Source organism: Methanospirillum hungatei JF-1, from assembly GCF_000013445.1.
Classification (GTDB): Archaea; Halobacteriota; Methanomicrobia; order Methanomicrobiales; family Methanospirillaceae; genus Methanospirillum; species Methanospirillum hungatei.
In genome coordinates this window covers 977,933-996,372 of sequence record NC_007796.1, presented here as the reverse complement: position 1 = coordinate 996,372, position 18,440 = coordinate 977,933, and the positions used below count along the sequence as shown (strand labels likewise).

Below are 18,440 nucleotides of genomic sequence, written 5' to 3'. Positions count from 1 at the left end.
TTCCTGAACTAGATGTCAATGTTTTTATGCAGCTTGCCATTTTCTTCATCCATATGTTCATTCCAGATCCCCCGGTGGGCAATGAGCCATTCCTGTGCATGTAAAGCCTCCCCTTCAGGAACTGCCCTGATATATGATCCATCTTTTGTCAGAATCCGCTTCTTCACGGTGTCATTCAGGTGTACCGGGAGAATTGTTGAGATTATCTCTCTTCGAATCCTCTGATCCAGGATGGGAAATAGTACCTCTATCCTCCTGTTCAGATTCCGTGGCATGAGGTCCGCACTCCCCATAAGGACAATCTCATCCCCTCCATTATGGAAATAGTAAATTCTTGAATGCTCCAGGAACCGTCCGACGATAGTGGATACTGAAATATTTTCAGATACTCCTGGTATCCCTGGCCGAAGACAGCAGATCCCCCGTATCTGAAGATCAATCTTTACACCGGCCTGTGACGCACGGTACAATGCCCGAATCATCTCTGCATCCTGCAGGGCATTTAATTTCAGGATGATATGGCCGTCCTGATGCTCTTTCTGGCGCTGAATCTCCCGTTCAATAAGAGAGAGAATTCCCCGTCTGATGTATTTTGGCGAGACCATCAGATGGTTATAGGCCATATAATTTGAGTATCCGGTCAGGGCATTAAAGAGATTTGAAACATCCGAAGCGATCTCTGGATCAGCCGTAAAAAGACCAATATCTGTGTAAATTCGCGCAGTTGTAGCATTATAATTCCCTGAACTCATGTGGACGTACCGAATGATTCCTTCACGTTCTCTTCTGACAATGAGACACAGCTTTGCATGGACTTTTAGTCCCATAATTCCATAGACAACATGGACTCCGGCATGTTCCAGGGCTTTCGCCCATCCGATATTATTCTCCTCATCAAACCGTGCCTTGAGTTCTACCACAACCGATACTGCCTTCCCATTTTCTCTGGCATCAAGAAGGGCCGCAATGACTGGTGATTTTGCACCTGAACGGTACAAGGTCATCTTAATTGCGAGAACATCAGGGTCATGGGCCGCCTGGTTTACCAGCTGGATGACCGGCTGAAAACTCTCGTAGGGATGAAAGAGAATAAAATCCCGTGCCTTGATTTTTGTAAAGAGGTTCTGTTCGTTCTCTATCTTTTTCGGAACAGAGGGGATGAAAGGAGTATCTTTCAAATCCGGCCGGTTAATGTCTACAAGACACATGAGATCAGCCATACCAACCGGCCCTGACAGCCGATAGAACATATGGGGAAATCCGGCCATCTTCTCTGCCATCATGGAACAGACCGATTGATCCATCCATGAAGAGACTTCAATTCTGACAGGTCTGCCTACCCAGCGGCGTCCGATAGATTCCTGAACTGCAACGAGCAGGTCATCTGCTTCATCTTCCTCTATCTCAATGTCTGCATCCCTGGTCACTCTGAATGGATAGGCTGCCCTGACGTCCATTCCCGGGAAGAGAAGGTCCAGATTTTCTGCAATAACCTCTTCTAAGAATATGAATTCATGCCTTCCCCGAATGTTTTGTCCATCACCAACCACCGGTACCGGGATAAGGCGGGGAAATAATTTATTTGGGATCTTGATCCGTGCAAATAAATCCTCTTTATGCCCTCGTTTTCTGAGTATCACGGCAAGATTTAATGCAAGATTAGAGATGAACGGAAAGGGATGTGACTTATCAAAGGCAAGAGGTGTAAGTACTGGAAAGATTTCTTTAATAAAATAATTACGAATATTATATTTTTGTTCTTCATGTAAGGTTTCATAGGTATGAATGATGATGCCTTCTTCTTTTAAGGCAGGAATTATGTCATCATTCCATGTTTTCACAGCTTCTTCAAGGAGAGGAACAAGTGTATGATATATGGCGTCCAGTTGTTCTCCGGGTGAGAGACCATCAGGAGATGCCTTGGTTACTCCTTCCTGTAGCTGCTGATGAAGACCTGATACCCGGATCATAAAAAATTCATCCAGGTTATTTGCAAAAATGGATAAAAATTTCACCCGTTCGAGAAGAGGATGAGAATGATCCTTTGCTTCATCCAGAACATGACGGTTAAACTGAATCCACGAGAGTTCCCGGTTAAAATACAAATTAGGATTTTTCAGATGTGGATTTCGTGAAAAAGTTGTATGTGAACTCTCCTGTTCTCCTTCCATTTCTTTTCCAGAATTATAATGAGAAAAAAGAATAAGTAATTGACGGCGATGGAAGGAGATTAGAGATCTGTTCCACTCTCATAATGAAAAGACTTCATAAAGTTTTTGATAAATCCACTTACCGATGATTTGTCAGAGAACGACATAACCACCGATGAAGACTGATTATTACCACGTGCCTCCAGGGAAGATCCAGAAAATCCGGTGCTTACCCGACCAACATCAGCATATCCCTGGGCTGAGATCCCATAATCTAAACCTTCAGCCGTCTTTAATCCATCCTCTGGATATTCTAACCCTTCAATCATCGGGGTGTCGTTCCATGAGGTAAGATTTGTCTGATTTGAACTATTTCCTTCATCAGCAAGGACAGGGAATGATATCATACATATCATACAGATACATAGTATCAAAAAGCCGAATATTTGTTCCAGGTACATGTCTTTTCTACTGGATTTCATAGTTCTATCATATTAATTGGCAGGTATTAATGAATTGTTTGTGGTCACAGATGAACTGGGTGGTATTAAAACTGAATGATAGCATGCTTAATTTTTTCCGGAGTCAGAATAAAATCAACTCCTCCAGTCTCTATTGCCGCCTGTGGCATACTTTTAATGGGTGCAGTTGCCGGGTCCTGTGCAATGGTAATCGCACCTAATGTATGCAGAAAATATATACCATCAGCACCATCTCGTCCCATACCGGTCAGTACAATGCCCATGATAGAATCATCAGTTTTTTTCTGCATTGACAGCATGGTCAAATCAACAGCTGGGCGGACACCATGTAGTTTCTCACTATTATTGAGGGCAAAGGTTCTATTATTTTTTATCAGAAGATGGGATCCGGCAGGAGCAATGTAGATATGTGGCGCTGCCAGTTCCTCTCCTTCACTCGCGACAGAAACCGGCATTTTTATAAGTGATGAGATATGGTTGGCTAAAGTCCGGGTAAAGGTCGGAGGGAGATGCTGTACGATAACAATGGCTGCATTCACAACTGGAAAATCAGAGAAAATTGATTCCAGTATATACGGGCCGCCTGTAGATGAACCGATTATGATGATTTTCATTCTGTAGTTGTTCCATTGCCGGTTTGATTCCGTACAAAACCCATAAAAAACGTGGTTTTTTCAATAAGATCCTCATTATCAAAAGGCTTTGTTATGTAATCAACAACATACTCCTGAAGACCAATCATTTTTGCATCAGGAGCATTCTTTGCGGTGAGCATTACAATTGCGATCCCCTGCTCAAGACTATTATCAAGAATTGCCCGGATGGTATCCCACCCATCCATCCCCGGCATCATGATATCGAGAAGTACGACTCCTGAAAATCCTTTTTTTAAGAGATCAATACATTGCCCTCCACTATCTGCAGAAATGATATGAAATCCTGCATCAGAAAGGATGGTCTTTACCGCTATTCTGACATGCGCATCGTCATCCACAATCATTACATCTCCTTTATGCTCTGCCATTTTCTTCCCCCTGTTTTTGGATAATAGTCTGTATCAGTCCTTCTCTTTTTTTAAGAAATGTATCCGGATTTTTCTTGAGGTGAAGATGAAACATGGATCCTTTTCCTGCACCGGCACTCTCAACGGTAATAATCCCATGATATATTTCAGCTACCCTCTTGGCAATTGCAAGGCCAAGGCCATGTGACCCACGCTCATGACGGGAGTTGTCAGCGCGGTAAAACTCCTCAAATACCCTTGAGATATGTTCTGGTTCGATTCCAATTCCTTCATCTTTGATAGAGAGCATTACGGAATCTCCCAGATCTGTTGCATCAATAGTAACATTGCCATTAATAAATGAGTATTTAATTGCATTCCCGATGAGATTTCCTAAAATGGTCTCAAAATGCATCGGTGACATCAATACCTGATACTCATCCGGAATATTGTTTGTAATTTTCAGACTTTTCTGATGAATAAGATAGGCATTGTCACTCACTATCTGATCGATCATTTCCCTGATATGTATCTTCTGGATGTCAGAGATCATATAAAGGCTGTTCATCTGTGCGAGATCAAGAATTGTAGTGACCAGTTTTCTGATGGTAGAAACATCCTCTATGGTATTATCCAGGAGTTCGCACAATTCGGGATCAGTTACTTTTTTCCTGATGTATGGAAGAATCGCAACAAGAGGTGTGAGTGGTGTCTTCAGATCATGACCGATTATCTGGATAAACTCATCCTTCTGTTTTAACAAATCCTCTATCTGAACAGTCCTTTTCCGTACCCGGTAATCAAGATCCCGGTTCATATCAAGGAGCTGGGTCCGCATCTCATCCAGTTCTATCGTCTTCTTCTCAAGCTCGGTAGCATATTTCATCAGGTGATTCTCTACGTCTTTCCGTTCAGTTGTATCCTGTAATATGCCAAAAGAACCCTGAACGATCCCTTTCTTAATTAATGGTTTCCCTTTTATCCGGAGGTATTTAAATTTCTCCTCCTCCAGACTAATTCTGAACTCAAAATCAAATTCAATTCCCTGTTTCACAGCGAGAGGAAAATAATGAAGAAATTTATCAGTATCATTCGGATAGGTACGGGAGATAAAATCATCAATGACCACGTCATTCCGGTCAGGGGGGATTCCAAGCAGAGAGAAGACTTCAGGCGAGACTCTGAATCGTTCCAGATGATTATCATATGACCAGACACCCATCCTTGCAATTCTCTGGGCCTGTTCAAGTTTCCATTCAATATCTGACAGTAGATCACCGTATTGCTTCCGTCTGGATATATCCCGTATGACCCCTTCAATCCCCTGAAGCATCCCATCGTCATCATAGATAAGACGGCAACTGATCGAAGAGTAAATAATCTTCTGATCCCGGGTAATCAGCTGAATTTCATAGTCTTTCACTCCTTCACTACTGATAATATCAGAAAGAAAAATCGGCCAGAACTCAGGAGGATGGACAACATTTTCAAGAGATGTTCCTTGCAGATTTTCTACTGACTGATATCCAAGGTTTTTCACCATCGAGGAACTGACCTTGATGAGATATCCTGATTTATCAGTCATAAAATACATATCTCCAATCTGATCGATGAGACTTTGGAATTTCTGTTCGCTTTTCGCGAGTGTTCCTTCGATCTGACGTCTGGAAAACCGGGTTTCGATAATCCCGGCAAGAACCATCAAAGTAGTCAGTTCAACCTGTATCCACCGCCGTTCTTCTGCTGCATCCCAAAAAATTAGTATTCCGGTGAGATACGAATCCCTCATAAGGGGGACCATTACCAGTGAACCTGACTCCCGTTCTTCAAGCAACTTTTGAATAAATCCGGTTGTTTGCTGTTTTCTGAAAATTATCGGTTGATGAGACTTCAGCTCTGACATAATAGATAAAAATTGCGGGTCGTTTCGGAGTTCATCCATATCAGTTCCGATTAGAAACCCGTACCGATGAGACCAGAGAAACCGTTCCTGGATAGATTGAGGCGGTGAGATCTGATCAATTTCCAGGTACGATGAATATTGCACCTTCATGACCGCACCCACACGACTCATTATCTGCTGAATCTGCTCTTCAGGATGCATATCCAAAAGATGTGAACTGATTATTTCCCTGATAAGGCCATGAAGGGTATTGATTCGATTTTGCTCAGTACTCAGATAATATTCAGCGGTGATGTCACATCCGGATATGAAGATCAACGTTTCCTGTTTCTCATCAAGAAATGATGTTATGGCAATTCGATAGCAATGAACCAGATCATCATCGGAGTGAAATAGTATATTTTTATGTGTGGATTTATAAGTCCCGGTTCCTACTTCGGTAATGTCCTGACTCAAGTCACGAAAGGGGCTGTCAAAAGTGAGTATATTAAAAGAGAATGATTCTTGTTCTAAAGGAATCTTTAAAATATCCTTAAATTTCTGATTCGCAAGAATAATTGTTCCTGTCAGATCTATGATACAGGCAGGGCCGGGCATATTCAAGAGAAGAGAAATAAGAGTCTGTTCAGACTGAACACTGTGCCCTGTATTATCTTTGATGTTCAATCTGGTCCCCCTGTTCTATTATCTGGGATGGATAGTTATAAACATATCAGATATCACCCAAAGGTCGGTATCAGGTACTCGTAAATGGTTATAAAACAGAAATCTTAGTCATATTTTTATGAAGAAGGATTCAATCACCCCAAAACAAAACCCCGTTCTCATTGAAATCCCACTATCTCGTGATCTTTTACAAAAAGAGCTCTCAGTTCTTCATTCTTTGAATAGAAAATATTCAGGCAAAGAGATCGCACTGGATGTCAGGGATCAGACACTTATCGCACAGTTATGGAAACTTGATCCCACCCAATATGAATATTCTATCAACGAATTCATCACGCGTACAGGTCTGAATGATCACTATCTGGCTGGGTTAGAAAATCCCTTTTCTTTACTTCTAAATAAAATAGTCTCAATCGGGAGTTATGGAATCCGGTATCGGAAACGGGTATATGCAGGCTATGCTGATGAGCGGAAAGTCACCGGAAGAAAAGAGAAGGAGTCTGAGCGGGGATCTTTTTTCTATGCTGAAGGAAATTCATTCTCTCACCAAACACATCCTCTTCCGGATGAGTACCTGGATCAGATCATTTGCGGTGATAGTGAAGAGATCCTCTCTCGCCTCCCTGAAAACTGCATCGATCTTATTATTACCTCTCCTCCATACAATTTTGGTCTTGAATACTCATCATCAGGAGACAGTGCTCACTGGCAGGCATACCTGGATAAACTCTACCGGGTCTTTGCCCAGGGTATCAGGGTACTGAAATACGGGGGACGGTTCATTGTAAATGTCCAGCCTCTGTTCTCAGATTATATTCCCCTTCATCATCTCATTTCATCATTTTTCATGAATCAGAAGATGATCTGGAAAGGTGAGATCCTCTGGGAGAAGAATAATTATAACTGTAAATATACGTCATGGGGGAGTTGGAAAAGTCCCAGCAGCCCGTATCTGAAATATACCTGGGAATTTATCGAGATTTTTTGTAAAGGGACATTGAAAAAGAGTGGAAAGTCAGAGGATGCAGATATCTCTGATGAAGAGTTCAAATCATGGGTTGTAGCAAAATGGTCAATCGGACCTGAACGGAGGATGAAACATTTTAATCATCCGGCTATGTTTCCAGAAGAGCTTGTTGAACGGTGTCTGAAATTATTTAGTTTTCAGGGCGATATCATTCTGGATCCCTTTAACGGGGCCGGGACAACGACAGCTGTTGCAGCAAGAACAAACCGCCATTTTATTGGCCTTGATATCTCATCAGAATATTGTGATTGTGCCAGGGAAAGATTACTTCAAATCCCTGCCTCTTCAGACAGAAAAAAGGAGAAACAAAAAAAGACATCTGAAAAAAGTGTTCTCACATCTTCTTTCGAAACACCGAAGCGAAGAGGACGCCCGCCAAAACAACGGGTATTGACAGAGGAGTCTTCTCAGCACCATCTTGACCGGTTTTATTCTGATGGATCGTAAGGGACTCTGTTGCAAACTTCAGATTGGATAAAGCCTGGGGATGTGCCGGTTCAATCTGAAGGGCTCTCTCTGATGCATTTATTTCTTCTTCATATTGAGCCAGGCCACCATGTGCAGTTCCTTTCAGCACCCATGCTTCCACCAGAGTAGGGTCTTTTTCCAGTGCAGCCTCAGCTGCGGTCAGGGCTTCCTTATACCGCCCGGTTTCAATGTAGAGTGATGCATGCGCAGCCAGTACGAATGCATTATTCGGATGAGACTGTTCTGCCTGCTTCAACAGATCTTCTGCCTCTGAATATTCACTTTTCTGAGAGAGCAGACTTGCCTTTGTTATCTGGGCAAGATAAAAATCTGGCTGGATCTGTAGTGATTTATCTATCAGGTTCATTGCCTCTTCATAGGATCCCTGTCCTGCGGCATCAACTGCCTGGTTATAGTATGATAATGCATCAACAACAGGTCCTTCAAGCCCTGCTGATGCCGGAACTATACAAAGGAGCACCATGCCGATGCAGAATAAAAAGAACTTTGTCTGCGCTTTTTGATCGAAGAGACTCATCCTATGTACTCGGCTTCCATAATTTAAGGAATTGTCGGATTTTCTAGGTCTAATCCAGATTAACCGAGGAATCGGGTCAGACACCATTCGAGCCTGTTATATGTTAGCATGGCACAAAGATGCATGGATATGTTTGGGTTACCAACAGAAACTATTGTTATTGTAGGCGGAGCTTTTGTTTTCTTTACCATTCTTCTCATTCTCTGGGGTCTGTATTTCAGAGGTGAGGCATAATGGCTGATGGAGCAACCATTGGAATTGTAGTAATATATTGTCTGGCAATGATTGGGATCGGGGGATGGGCATCCCGGAAGATAAAAAATACTGAAGATTATCTTGTAGCAGGCCGCTCTCTTGGATTCTGGGTATTTGTTCTTCTTATGATCGGAACTGTATGTTCCGGAATGTCTCTCCTTGGAGTCTCCGGGCTTGGATTTAAATTCGGATGGCCGACCATCTGGGAACAGATATTTGTTCCACTCTCGATAGCCTTTTGTATCATCTTCTTTGGAGTGAAACTGCATGCTATTACCCGTAACACCGGGTACATGACCGTGCAGGATTACCTGGCCCACCGGTATGAAAGTCCGACCGCCCTTCGAACGTTGTCAGCAGTAGCAGGAATAATTGTATCGCTCATCTATCTGGTCGGACAGTATACTGCAATAGCTATCGTTCTTATGTGGCTTTTTGAGATTCCACTTTGGCTGGCACTTATCATTGCAACCCTTGTTGTAACGATTTATACGACCATCGGCGGTCTGTATGCTGTTGCCTGGGCCGCACTGATCCAGTCTTTTATTCTCATCCTTGGCGTTGTCATCATGGCACCGATCATTATCTTCTATGCCGGTGGGTTTACTCATGTCAATGAATTCATGGCATCAGTAAATCCTGATCTGGTTCAGCCCTGGATGGCGGGAGGGATGGTCTTTACTCCTGCATACCTGGTCTCTTTCGGAGTTTTATTGATCATCGGTCTTGCCTGTGCACCCCATGTCATTAATAATATCCTTGCCGTGAAAGATGCCCGGCTTTTTACCTGGGCTCCACTTCTTGGATTCCTTATCTATGGGGTCGTCATGTTTTTATTAAAATTTGCCGGATTTGCAGGCATCGTCCTTGTACAGGAAGGAGTATTCACTCTCCCGGATGTTCCAAATGCACAGGATTTTGTAATTCTATATGGAATACAAAATGCGATCCCCCATATTGCTCTGTGGTCTATCTTTGCCGTCATTGTACTTGCCGCGGTCATGTCAACTACTGACCGGCTCATGCTGACTATCGGTGCCATGTTCTCATGGGATATTTATAAGAAGATCATCAGACCAAATGCCCCAGATACGCAGGTTCTCCTCATGAGTAAGATAGTCGTCATTCTTTCAGCCCTGGTTACCATGATAATCGCATTAAACCCCCCGGAGATGCTCGCGTTCCTTATCTGGATGGGAATTGGTGTGATGCTCTCAACCTTTGCCGTTCCGCTTCTTGCCGGTCTATACTGGCGCCGGGCTACCCGGATGGGCGCAATCATCAGCATGGCAGCAGGTCTTGTATCTGCGGGAATATTCGGAGCATATTATCAGTACGTGGCTAAACTTCCGCTTCATTTCAGTTTTTATGCGGTAATTATCTCATGCATTGCAATGATTATTGTCAGCCTGTGCACGAAACAAACCAGTGAAAAAGTGCTTGACGAGACGAAAACCGGATGGTACATCCGCTGTCGCTGATAGTTTTATTTTCATTGTATACTCTTTTTTTTTTTCTCCCGGTCCCATATTCCGATCATCGGGAATTATTAACTGAATGAGTAGAAGAACTATAAGTAAGACAATGGAACACCCATCAAAAACGTCTATCATAAAAGCTGCAGGACTGGTATTTGGTGATATCGGGACCAGTCCCATTTACACTCTTGCAGTTTTATTCCTCTTCCTTCCGCCCACTCCGGAAAATATCATGGGTGCAGTATCCCTGATCTTCTGGACGCTTCTCATCATGGTCACCGTTCAGTATACCTTCCTTGCCATGCGTCTTTCTGAAACCGGTGAAGGAGGCACTCTCGTCCTAAAAGGGATTCTTATTCCGCTTTTAAAGAAACCGAAGGGAGTGGCAGTATTTACCCTTCTTGCTACCCTTGGTATCTCTTTGATGATCGGTGAATGCGTTATCACTCCGGCGATATCGATACTCTCCGCGGTTGAGGGCGTCCGGCAGATTCCCGGATTTGAACTCATTGCCCAGGACTGGCTGATTTTCCTTGCAATCCTTATTGCCCTGGGTTTATTTTTATTCCAGAAGAGAGGAACTGAAGGGGTTTCCCGGACCTTCGGACCGGTTATGGTCATCTGGTTTTTAACATTATTCATATCTGGTGCGATTTCAGTCGCTTTCAGCCCGGAGATACTTTTGGCCATCAATCCCATATATGCAGTAGAATTTTTTATCCATAATGGACTTCTGGGCTTTTTCTCATTATCCATGATTGTCCTGTGTGCAACCGGGGCTGAGGCATTATTTGCCGATATGGGCCATCTTGGCCGTGAACCCATTCAATATGCCTGGGGATTTGTTTTTATTGCGGTATTTTTCTCATATCTGGGTCAGGCAGCATATTTACTCAGGAATACCGATGTCATAAACCCCTTGTTTGAGATGATATTTTCATTATCTCAAATACTATACATTCCATTCCTGCTTCTCATGATTATTGCAACCATTATCGCTTCACAGGCGGTCATAAGTGGTATTTTCTCTATTATTTACCAGGCAATTACCACTCATCTTCTTCCCATGCTCCCGGTTGATTATACATCTGATGAACTCAGGACCCAGATTTACATCAACACCGTAAACTGGCTTCTTTGTATTGCGGTCATCTGCGTTCTTCTCATATTCCAATACTCAGAACGACTGGCAAGTGCCTATGGTCTTGCCGTGACCGGAACTATGTCCATCACCGGTTCATTTATGATTGCCATCTTCCTGCAACGCCGTAAATACCTCTATATGGGAATAGCACTCATTGTGACTTTGGTAGATATCACCTACTTCCTGTCAACGGTATCCAAGATCACTCATGGTGGTTATTTATCACTCGTTATCGCAGCAATTCCATTCACCATAGTTATCATATACACCTCCGGACAGCGGGCGTTGTACCGGTCCATGAAACCGATGGGTCATGATCAGTTTATCAAGAAATACACCCGTGCATATAAAACCGCCCGCCATCTCCGGGGGACAGCCCTGTTCTTTGCCCGCTCTTTAGACCAGGTTCCGGCATACATCTCCCGGACGATGTTTAATAATGAGATAATCTATGAGGAAAATGTCATTATCTCTTTGGATATCAAGGATGAGCCATATGGATTTTCATGGCATTTCGATAAATCAATAGAACCTGGTCTTTCCCATCTCTCCATCAGTTACGGATACATGCAGATTATTGATCTGATGCGAATCATTCGTGATGCCGGAATAGAAGAGAAGACAATCTTTTATGGGATGGAAGAGATTGTCACCCGAAATATTATCTGGAAAATATTCAGTGCCATTAAGAGACTTTGTCCATCATTTGTCCAGTATTACCGGCTACCTTCCCATAAGGTTCATGGGGTAATAACCCGGGTGGAACTCTAATTGTCCGTAGATTTCCGTTCACTCCTTTTTTGAATTAATTGCTTCCTGGTCAGCCAGATATGGAGGGTACACAGGATACAAAATGGCCCCCACAGAAATGAATGATTCCGGATTGATATGAATTTATCATAAAGACCAAAGGTCAACGGGGTGATGATACCCGGTTCAGTAATTTCAAGACCGGAGACAATCATGAAAACTGTACAGGCCATGAGAGCATAAGCAACCAGGCAATGAACGTCCCGTCAGCTCATGTCAATCTTACATTATCTGATAGAAGCGGATAATTTATTGCTGCATATGTCAAGATATGATATTCAGGTGATTCACAAATGTGCACCGTAGGCGGACCTGTTGATATCGAATTTGATGAAGGATTGAAAGCAAAGAATTACAAGTGTAAAGACTGTGGCGGCAGTTTTAGTTCCCTTGGTAAGAATATCAGATGTCCTACCTGTGGTTCTGATAACTGCGTTCCGACATGAATGTTCTTTTACAGGAAGGGTATCTCTGTATCCAGGCCCCACTGTCATTTCTATTGATAGGAAGGGTTCTCTCCCCCTTTCATCTTTTTATCGAAATGTACGGCGATGAATATTGTCACTATCTGGAAGAGGGGGATCTGGTTGTGGTTTCTGCACCTGAAGGAGGGGAGATTGGACAGGCGATGATACTTTTAGAACTCATCCGGAAGTATCATGCTCCCCTGGTAGTCCTCCCCAAAGGACATCCGGGGAGTAAACGACTTACCATGGTTGTGTCTGCCGGAGATCATATCGAGATAAACTGCTCAATACAGCGGGGGACCCATCCTGAACAACATCTGCTCTGTGGTTCTGAAGATTTGGCAGGAATAGTACTGAAACGATCAGAAATGGGAGTTGATATAACCGGGGGAGATCAGATGTCCATAACGTCACTGGATCGGATGATTATTCCTTCTCTTTCCTGATAGAACCCTCATTTTTAAATATTGTTGTGAACCCTTCTGATATACTTTTTATTTTTCTTTTCTGATTATAGAGCACGATGCGGGTGTGAACGTAAATGATAGCGATGACAAGAAGTAAATCTACCACTCCAATCAGAGCAATGGGGAGGTTGAACCCAAAATGGGAGAGTGCATATGCATCGATCATGGGAACCATCAGGATGCCTGCAAGGAAACAGAGTATCCCCGTTATTACAACCATTCCATCGTTAAAGTTCATATAATTACTCTTATGTGATGTATTCGGTATTGTAGGTATTATACTAAATGTTTCAAAAAACCCTTTTTTTAATGGGGCATGTCCTTAAGCTTAAAACAGGAGATCTTAAGTTCATTTATTGGCCGTATAAGGGTTAAAATCGAAAAATAAATCCATGAGGAAAGGGCGCATATTTTTACTGAAAAAGATCTTCAATTTGCTTTTAAAAGTAAAAAATACGGCCTAATCACATCATCATATCCGGACGCTATTCAATCGATCTATGAGGCAGGACAGATGGTAGCTTGCATAGTGTTTTGATAATACAGGGCTGTTATTGATTACCAATTATTTCTGATTCGTATTTTTTATCAGATTAATCTGATTATTCTGAATATATTAAATATGATGAAATACAACGGATATGAAGAGTATGGCCAAAGAAAAACCGGAAGATGATAAGCATACTGACCGCAATTTCTGTAGTTGTGACCAGAAGACGACATGCAAGGTTGAATCCATTCTCACGATTGATGAACGGGGTCAGATGGTCTTACCAAAAGATATCAGGGAACGTGCCGATATTAAACCCGGAGACAAACTGGCTCTCATCAGTTGGGAGAAAGAAGGTACTATCTGTTGTATGGCACTGATGAAGGCAGAAAACCTGAGCGGGATGGTAAAAGATGTCCTCTCTCCACTCATGAATGACACCGGAGCATAACATGGAAACATCATGCTGTTGTTCATGTTCAGAACCGGATACAGCCTGTTCTTATTCAATACCTCAAACAGACTCAAATATTACTATTGCAAACAGAATTGATCATATCCTGGCCAGATGGGGATATAAACGCTCAGGTCATGTAGTTCGACCAGGCCTTTATCGATTGGGCAATCCTGATGCTGATTCACCGGTCTTTGCATCTGCAAATTACACTATCAGCTTTGATACTCTTCGATTAAACCTGAAGGGATTTGATGCATACATCCTTGTACTGGACACAAAAGGGATTAATGTCTGGTGTGCAGCAGGAAAAGGGACCTTTGGTACTGATGAACTGGTAAAAAGAATTGAATCAACAGGGCTGTCTCACATTGTTTCCCATCGGAATATTATCGTCCCACAATTGGGTGCGCCCGGGATATCTGCGCATATGGTTAAACAGAGATCCGGGTTTACGGTTGAATATGGTCCGGTACGGGCTGCTGATCTTCCTGAATATATGAGAACCGGGAAGGCTACCTCTGAAATGCGTAAGGTATCCTTTCCTATACAGGATCGGCTTGTATTAATACCAATAGAACTGGTACATGTTGCCATTCCGACCATCATTATCTCTATCATTCTTTGGTTGTTAGCAGGACCAGCGGCCGGAGTTGCTGCAATCGCTGCTGTCATAACCGGTACTGTCCTCTTTCCAATACTCCTACCCTATCTCCCGACTCAGGACTTCTCAATGAAGGGATTTATTCTGGGAGGAGTATGTGCAGTTCCATTCTCGGCGATGTATGCACAATCAGCAGATCTTCCGGAATGGGCACTGGCTGCAGGAGCAATTGTCCCTCTTTTGATTATTCCTGCAGTTGTTGCATACCTGGGACTGAATTTTACCGGGTCCACGCCATATACTTCACGAACTGGGGTAAAAAAGGAGATATTCAGATATGTTCCCATAATGGCTGTCATGACAGGTATCGGGTCGGTCATTGGAATAGTTCTTAGTATTTTTCGATTAGCAGGAGTGATCTGATGTTTCATTCATATCTTGACAACTCTTTGAAATTTTATAAGAATAGATGCATCAACTGTAAACGATGCACCGAGGTTTGCCCTCATGGTGTGTTTTCTGCTGGAAAATCTCATGTTAATCTTGTATATCAAGTCCGGTGCATGGAGTGTGGTGCATGTGCATTGAATTGTCCGGTTCAGGCAATTGAGGTTGAGAGTGGTGTGGGATGTGCCTGGGCAATGATTAGTGCTGCTCTTCGGGGGAGAGATATGGATAGTGGTGAGTGCAGTTGTGGAGGAGATGCAGGGTCTTGTTGTGGTATGAAATAGGATGGATAGGCTGTTGCAGTAAAATCTTATAAAATATTGACGGTTTCTATTTGATTCGAAGGGGGCCTCTTTGTATCCTATTCAGCTCATCTCATAAAATGACAGAAATTTCATTAAAACAGAAGTAACATCTCTCATTTTTAAGAATTACTAATTTTCAAAACCGACTCACTCCTTCAAAATTGAAATTTCTGTCATTCAATTTATAAAACAAGAACTCCGCCAGGTTTGACATTCTCGTCAATCCATCTAATAATTTCATCCCGTACAGCCCGGAATGCCGATAATTTCTCTTCATCAGATCCTATCACTGAAGATGGATCAATAAAGCCCTGATGGATTGTCTTCTTTGCTCCGGGAAAAACCGGACAGACTGATTTTGCCCCATCGCAGACCGTAACAACGAAATCAATATCAGTATCGAAAAATTCCAGGAGCGGTTTTGAACGATGATGTGATATATCAATGCCAATCTCATCCATGACCTCTATGGCAAGAGGATGGACATGGGTAACTTCAGTCCCTGCGCTATATGTAGTATACCGATCTCCATATCGGTTTTTGAGATATCCTTCGGCCATTTGTGATCTGGCGGAGTTATGGGTACAGATAAACAAAACAGTCGGTTTATGCATAATATGAGTATGTTACGTGAGCATTATAGCCATATGAGGATTTTCTCAATAGTCTCTATAGATATCATAAGACCATCGAAATATTGAACTTCTCATCAGGGAGATAAGATGTACCATGAAAAAGGCCGCTTGCAGCACGAATTGTGCAGACCCTGCAATACCACCCAAAATACCTCCTGAAGTTCTGGAACCTCTGATGACAATAGGTGGTCTGGAAGGATTATCAAACCAAATCATGCCCAGGAATGCGATTATGCAAAACGTCTCTCTCTTTAAAGCATTATCAGACCCATTTCGGATAAATATCCTCTCCATGCTTTCAATTCAGCCTCTTTGTGTCTGTATTATCAGGGAGTTACTGAAAATATCAGATACCCGGCTTTCATATCATTTGAAAAAATTAAGTTCGATGGGGTTGATTGAAGGAACATCCCAAGGTAACTATATCATTTATGAACTGACTGATCTCGGAGTAAAAGCATTGTCTCTCTGTTCAGAAGAGAAGAAAAAAAGACCTTAAGGGAAAATTTTGTTATACAGTAATTTTTCTCTAAAAAGTATGCCTGTTTTTCGTTGATTTTCATCCTATTACCGAACATATCAGAGATACCATAGAATGTTTTGTGATTTGACCTCTCATAAAATTCAAATAATTTTGAATCACAATTGTGTATCATGAGTAACACAGAACAGGCATTCCCGAATCCCCCACACAAATCAAAAGGTCTTGGCTTTTTTGAAAAGTATCTCACCATCTGGGTTTTGATCTGTATCGCCCTTGGAATTCTCCTGGGCCGGTTTGCACCACATGGAGCACAGTACCTTGATGGCCTTTCCATTTATATCGGAGAAGCTCCTGTCATATCTATCCCTATTGCCCTCTGTCTGTTTTTTATGATGTATCCCATTATGGTAAAGATCGACTTTGCCGAAGTACTCAAAGCTGGGAGGAATATCAAACCTGTAACTCTGACCCTCTTTGTGAACTGGGCAATTAAACCATTCTCCATGTATATCATTGCCTCATTTTTTCTTGGGTATCTGTTTCTTCAGTTTATCGGTCCAGATGCATTGGATCTTGTGAAGATGCCATTTGGAGTGGATCTTCCTGTTGGGGCCACATACGGAGATGGAACCGTAGTCCTGGAGAATGGGGTAAAGATGCTGGAAATTCCCCTCTGGAGGAGTTACCTTGCTGGGTGTATTCTGCTTGGCATCGCCCCCTGTACGGCAATGGTTCTGGTCTGGGGATATCTGGCGAGAGGAAATGACGGTCATACTTTGGTCATGGTCGCAATAAACTCCCTTTCGATGCTCGTCCTATACGGCCCTCTTGGAGGATTCCTTCTCGGTGTTGGACAGCTCCCGGTGCCATGGGAGGCTTTGGCATTATCAATCGCAATTTATGTTGCTCTTCCCCTTATCTGTGGATATCTATCCCGAATTCTTCTCATCAAATATAAAGGAGAAGAATGGTTTAAGACAAAATTCATGCATCTTCTCACCCCGGTGACTATTATCGCTCTGTTAGTCACATTGATCTTGCTCTTCAGTTTTAAGGGAGAGGTCATCCTGAATGATCCTCTCACGATTCTCTGGATTGCAATTCCACTTTTTATTCAGACAATACTCATCTTTTCTTTAGGATATATCCTTTCAAAAGCATGGAAATTCTCGTATGAAGATGCCGCCCCTACTGCCATGATTGGGGCATCCAACCATTTTGAGGTTGCTATTGCTACGGCAACCATCCTTTTTGGTCTTTCTTCAGGAGCAGCCCTTGCAACGGTGGTCGGAGTGCTTATAGAAGTCCCGACAATGCTTACCCTTGTAAATATGTGTCTTCGGACCAGAGGATGGTTCCAGTTGAGGTCTTAATCCGAGGTAAACTTTTTTAGGGGTATGAATAGTTCAAAAAAGTTTTTACTAAAAAAAGAAACCTGCTGCAATGGGGAAGTCTTTTGCTCTTTCCGGACATGGCTATTCATTAGGAAAAGAGCATCCTATCTTTTCCAGCACCTGAATCAGTTCTTCCCATTTTTTTGGATTCACCCCTTTCAAAGCCCGCATCAATTCTTCTAGATGAATAATTCCGGCCTTCTCTTTATCACAGGTCTTACCAAACCGGGGAGCACGACAATTATGACATATAGAAAGAGCAAACCTGCTTAATGCCTCCTGGTCCAGAATCTGACCAGAAATTTCAGATGCAGCAGCGTCAGTTGATCCACATGGAGATCCCCGGATTGTTTTGCACCAAACAATGCGATCTCCATCCATCACCAGGTAGAAGACCGGTCTGCCAAACACCTTCGCATATTCATTTACCTGACAGAACTTCGTATTGGGCAGTACTGAACACATCGTTTCCGGACCTATAACAGCCGGATTGAATTCATGTGCCTGAGCAATGAAACCTGGTCCGAGATTTATCCCAAGCAGGGCCGGAATGCCGGTCCGGATAAGTTCCATGGCGATATCCGGATGCCGGAGATAGGAAATGTACAAATCACAGGGAGGAATGGTAAGTTCTATTTCATCGACTACTGGTGAAGAAGGGTAAGGCAGCAGGATCCATTCAGTAGGAAATCGTCTTCGTATCTGCTCAAATGCCCGCTCTCCGTACTGCCCGTCACTGACTATCCCTATCTTCAAACTAATCAGTATA

The 18,440-nt window shown here is 42.8% G+C and carries 20 protein-coding genes; 10 read left to right on the top strand and 10 right to left on the bottom strand.

The window, feature by feature from the left end; genetic code table 11:
• Positions 1 to 8 precede the first annotated feature (8 nt).
• The 5 genes from ppk1 to MHUN_RS04630 all read right to left on the bottom strand — a co-directional run bounded on the left by ppk1 (position 9) and on the right by MHUN_RS04630 (position 6,204).
• Positions 9 to 2,171: a polyphosphate kinase 1 gene (gene ppk1 / locus MHUN_RS04650; protein WP_011447918.1), complete on the bottom strand. Its 2,163-nt coding sequence runs from the start codon at positions 2,169 to 2,171 to the stop codon at positions 9 to 11.
• Positions 2,172 to 2,230: 59 nt separating this feature from the next.
• The gene (locus tag MHUN_RS04645; protein ID WP_143709359.1) at positions 2,231 to 2,557 is read right to left on the bottom strand and encodes a hypothetical protein; all 327 of its coding nucleotides are present in this window, start codon (positions 2,555 to 2,557) and stop codon (positions 2,231 to 2,233) included.
• A gap of 140 nt (positions 2,558 to 2,697) precedes the next feature.
• Positions 2,698 to 3,246 carry a CheB methylesterase domain-containing protein gene (locus tag MHUN_RS04640; protein ID WP_011447916.1) on the bottom strand — a complete coding sequence of 183 codons (549 nt, stop codon included), beginning with the start codon at positions 3,244 to 3,246 and terminating at the stop codon, positions 2,698 to 2,700.
• Positions 3,243 to 3,656 (bottom strand): response regulator, encoded by a 414-nt coding sequence (locus MHUN_RS04635; RefSeq protein ID WP_011447915.1) that lies wholly within the window; start codon positions 3,654 to 3,656, stop codon positions 3,243 to 3,245. The genes MHUN_RS04640 and MHUN_RS04635 overlap by 4 nt, the downstream gene beginning before the upstream one ends.
• Entirely contained in the window at positions 3,643 to 6,204 is a 2,562-nt protein-coding gene (locus MHUN_RS04630) for an ATP-binding protein (RefSeq protein WP_048067287.1), read from the bottom strand. The genes MHUN_RS04635 and MHUN_RS04630 overlap by 14 nt, the downstream gene beginning before the upstream one ends.
• Before the next feature lie 118 nt (positions 6,205 to 6,322).
• Between MHUN_RS04630 and MHUN_RS04625 the strand changes: the two genes are divergently transcribed.
• Positions 6,323 to 7,678 carry a DNA-methyltransferase gene (locus MHUN_RS04625; RefSeq protein ID WP_011447913.1) on the top strand — a complete coding sequence of 452 codons (1,356 nt, stop codon included), beginning with the start codon at positions 6,323 to 6,325 and terminating at the stop codon, positions 7,676 to 7,678.
• Here the strand turns inward: MHUN_RS04625 and MHUN_RS04620 are convergent.
• Complete coding sequence (locus tag MHUN_RS04620) at positions 7,566 to 8,237, bottom strand: tetratricopeptide repeat protein (protein ID WP_048067286.1); 672 nt, start codon at positions 8,235 to 8,237, stop codon at positions 7,566 to 7,568. The two genes, MHUN_RS04625 and MHUN_RS04620, sit on opposite strands and share 113 nt — an antisense overlap.
• 233 nt (positions 8,238 to 8,470) lie before the next feature.
• Between MHUN_RS04620 and MHUN_RS04615 the strand changes: the two genes are divergently transcribed.
• Entirely contained in the window at positions 8,471 to 9,973 is a 1,503-nt protein-coding gene (locus MHUN_RS04615; protein ID WP_011447911.1) for a sodium:solute symporter family protein, read from the top strand.
• Between the two features lie 76 nt (positions 9,974 to 10,049).
• Positions 10,050 to 11,885 (top strand): KUP/HAK/KT family potassium transporter, encoded by a 1,836-nt coding sequence (locus MHUN_RS04610; protein WP_011447910.1) that lies wholly within the window; start codon positions 10,050 to 10,052, stop codon positions 11,883 to 11,885.
• Here the strand turns inward: MHUN_RS04610 and MHUN_RS04605 are convergent.
• Positions 11,882 to 12,097, bottom strand: a complete 216-nt coding sequence (locus MHUN_RS04605; protein WP_143709357.1) for a hypothetical protein — start codon at positions 12,095 to 12,097, stop codon at positions 11,882 to 11,884. The two genes, MHUN_RS04610 and MHUN_RS04605, sit on opposite strands and share 4 nt — an antisense overlap.
• Positions 12,098 to 12,217: 120 nt before the next feature.
• Here MHUN_RS04605 and MHUN_RS19190 point away from each other — a divergent pair, with 120 nt between their 5' ends.
• Together MHUN_RS19190 and MHUN_RS04600 are read left to right on the top strand one after the other, a co-directional pair.
• Positions 12,218 to 12,370: a hypothetical protein gene (locus MHUN_RS19190; RefSeq protein ID WP_011447909.1), complete on the top strand. Its 153-nt coding sequence runs from the start codon at positions 12,218 to 12,220 to the stop codon at positions 12,368 to 12,370.
• Between the two features lie 95 nt (positions 12,371 to 12,465).
• On the top strand, positions 12,466 to 12,837 hold the full coding sequence (locus MHUN_RS04600; RefSeq protein ID WP_204223027.1) for an alpha/beta hydrolase: 372 nt from the start codon (positions 12,466 to 12,468) through the stop codon (positions 12,835 to 12,837).
• On the opposite strand, the gene MHUN_RS04595 is transcribed toward MHUN_RS04600, so the two are convergent.
• The gene (locus MHUN_RS04595) at positions 12,818 to 13,078 is read right to left on the bottom strand and encodes a hypothetical protein (RefSeq protein ID WP_143709355.1); all 261 of its coding nucleotides are present in this window, start codon (positions 13,076 to 13,078) and stop codon (positions 12,818 to 12,820) included. The genes MHUN_RS04600 and MHUN_RS04595 overlap by 20 nt on opposite strands.
• A gap of 430 nt (positions 13,079 to 13,508) precedes the next feature.
• On the opposite strand from MHUN_RS04595, the gene hgcC reads away from it, so the two are divergent.
• Genes hgcC through hgcB form a run of 3 tightly spaced genes read left to right on the top strand, consistent with a single transcriptional unit; the run spans position 13,509 to position 15,137 of the window.
• The gene (gene hgcC / locus MHUN_RS04590; protein ID WP_048067284.1) at positions 13,509 to 13,799 is read left to right on the top strand and encodes an HgcAB-associated protein HgcC; all 291 of its coding nucleotides are present in this window, start codon (positions 13,509 to 13,511) and stop codon (positions 13,797 to 13,799) included.
• Entirely contained in the window at positions 13,783 to 14,829 is a 1,047-nt protein-coding gene (gene hgcA, locus MHUN_RS04585; protein ID WP_143709353.1) for a mercury methylation corrinoid protein HgcA, read from the top strand. The genes hgcC and hgcA overlap by 17 nt, the downstream gene beginning before the upstream one ends.
• Entirely contained in the window at positions 14,829 to 15,137 is a 309-nt protein-coding gene (gene hgcB, locus MHUN_RS19710) for a mercury methylation ferredoxin HgcB (protein ID WP_011447904.1), read from the top strand. The genes hgcA and hgcB overlap by 1 nt, the downstream gene beginning before the upstream one ends.
• A 203-nt stretch (positions 15,138 to 15,340) precedes the next feature.
• Here hgcB and MHUN_RS04575 read toward each other — a convergent pair whose 3' ends face one another.
• The gene (locus tag MHUN_RS04575; RefSeq protein ID WP_011447903.1) at positions 15,341 to 15,772 is read right to left on the bottom strand and encodes an arsenate reductase ArsC; all 432 of its coding nucleotides are present in this window, start codon (positions 15,770 to 15,772) and stop codon (positions 15,341 to 15,343) included.
• 115 nt (positions 15,773 to 15,887) lie between these two features.
• On the opposite strand from MHUN_RS04575, the gene MHUN_RS04570 reads away from it, so the two are divergent.
• Positions 15,888 to 16,292, top strand: coding sequence for an ArsR/SmtB family transcription factor (locus MHUN_RS04570; protein ID WP_011447902.1), 405 nt, complete (start codon positions 15,888 to 15,890; stop codon positions 16,290 to 16,292).
• Between the two features lie 155 nt (positions 16,293 to 16,447).
• A complete protein-coding gene (arsB, locus tag MHUN_RS04565; RefSeq protein ID WP_011447901.1) occupies positions 16,448 to 17,650 on the top strand; it encodes an ACR3 family arsenite efflux transporter in 1,203 nt (400 codons plus the stop codon).
• A 102-nt stretch (positions 17,651 to 17,752) separates the two neighbouring features.
• Here the strand turns inward: arsB and MHUN_RS04560 are convergent, their stop codons facing one another.
• Positions 17,753 to 18,427 (bottom strand): DUF166 family protein, encoded by a 675-nt coding sequence (locus MHUN_RS04560; protein WP_158498159.1) that lies wholly within the window; start codon positions 18,425 to 18,427, stop codon positions 17,753 to 17,755.
• Between the last annotated feature and the right edge of the window lie 13 nt (positions 18,428 to 18,440).

Excerpts from the sequence above, each read along its gene's own strand:
- ppk1 (WP_011447918.1), bottom strand. The coding sequence starts at position 2,171 with ATGGAAGGAGAACAGGAGAGTTCACATACAACTTTTTCACGAAATCCA.
- MHUN_RS04645 (WP_143709359.1), bottom strand. The coding sequence starts at position 2,557 with ATGATATCATTCCCTGTCCTTGCTGATGAAGGAAATAGTTCAAATCAG.
- MHUN_RS04640 (WP_011447916.1), bottom strand. The coding sequence starts at position 3,246 with ATGAAAATCATCATAATCGGTTCATCTACAGGCGGCCCGTATATACTG.
- MHUN_RS04635 (WP_011447915.1), bottom strand. The coding sequence starts at position 3,656 with ATGGCAGAGCATAAAGGAGATGTAATGATTGTGGATGACGATGCGCAT.
- MHUN_RS04625 (WP_011447913.1), top strand. The coding sequence starts at position 6,323 with ATGAAGAAGGATTCAATCACCCCAAAACAAAACCCCGTTCTCATTGAA.
- MHUN_RS04620 (WP_048067286.1), bottom strand. The coding sequence starts at position 8,237 with ATGAGTCTCTTCGATCAAAAAGCGCAGACAAAGTTCTTTTTATTCTGC.
- MHUN_RS04615 (WP_011447911.1), top strand. The coding sequence starts at position 8,471 with ATGGCTGATGGAGCAACCATTGGAATTGTAGTAATATATTGTCTGGCA.
- MHUN_RS04610 (WP_011447910.1), top strand. The coding sequence starts at position 10,050 with ATGAGTAGAAGAACTATAAGTAAGACAATGGAACACCCATCAAAAACG.
- MHUN_RS04605 (WP_143709357.1), bottom strand. The coding sequence starts at position 12,097 with ATGGCCTGTACAGTTTTCATGATTGTCTCCGGTCTTGAAATTACTGAA.
- MHUN_RS19190 (WP_011447909.1), top strand. The coding sequence starts at position 12,218 with ATGTGCACCGTAGGCGGACCTGTTGATATCGAATTTGATGAAGGATTG.
- MHUN_RS04600 (WP_204223027.1), top strand. The coding sequence starts at position 12,466 with ATGTACGGCGATGAATATTGTCACTATCTGGAAGAGGGGGATCTGGTT.
- MHUN_RS04595 (WP_143709355.1), bottom strand. The coding sequence starts at position 13,078 with ATGGTTGTAATAACGGGGATACTCTGTTTCCTTGCAGGCATCCTGATG.
- hgcC (WP_048067284.1), top strand. The coding sequence starts at position 13,509 with ATGGCCAAAGAAAAACCGGAAGATGATAAGCATACTGACCGCAATTTC.
- hgcA (WP_143709353.1), top strand. The coding sequence starts at position 13,783 with ATGACACCGGAGCATAACATGGAAACATCATGCTGTTGTTCATGTTCA.
- hgcB (WP_011447904.1), top strand. The coding sequence starts at position 14,829 with ATGTTTCATTCATATCTTGACAACTCTTTGAAATTTTATAAGAATAGA.
- MHUN_RS04575 (WP_011447903.1), bottom strand. The coding sequence starts at position 15,772 with ATGCATAAACCGACTGTTTTGTTTATCTGTACCCATAACTCCGCCAGA.
- MHUN_RS04570 (WP_011447902.1), top strand. The coding sequence starts at position 15,888 with ATGAAAAAGGCCGCTTGCAGCACGAATTGTGCAGACCCTGCAATACCA.
- arsB (WP_011447901.1), top strand. The coding sequence starts at position 16,448 with ATGAGTAACACAGAACAGGCATTCCCGAATCCCCCACACAAATCAAAA.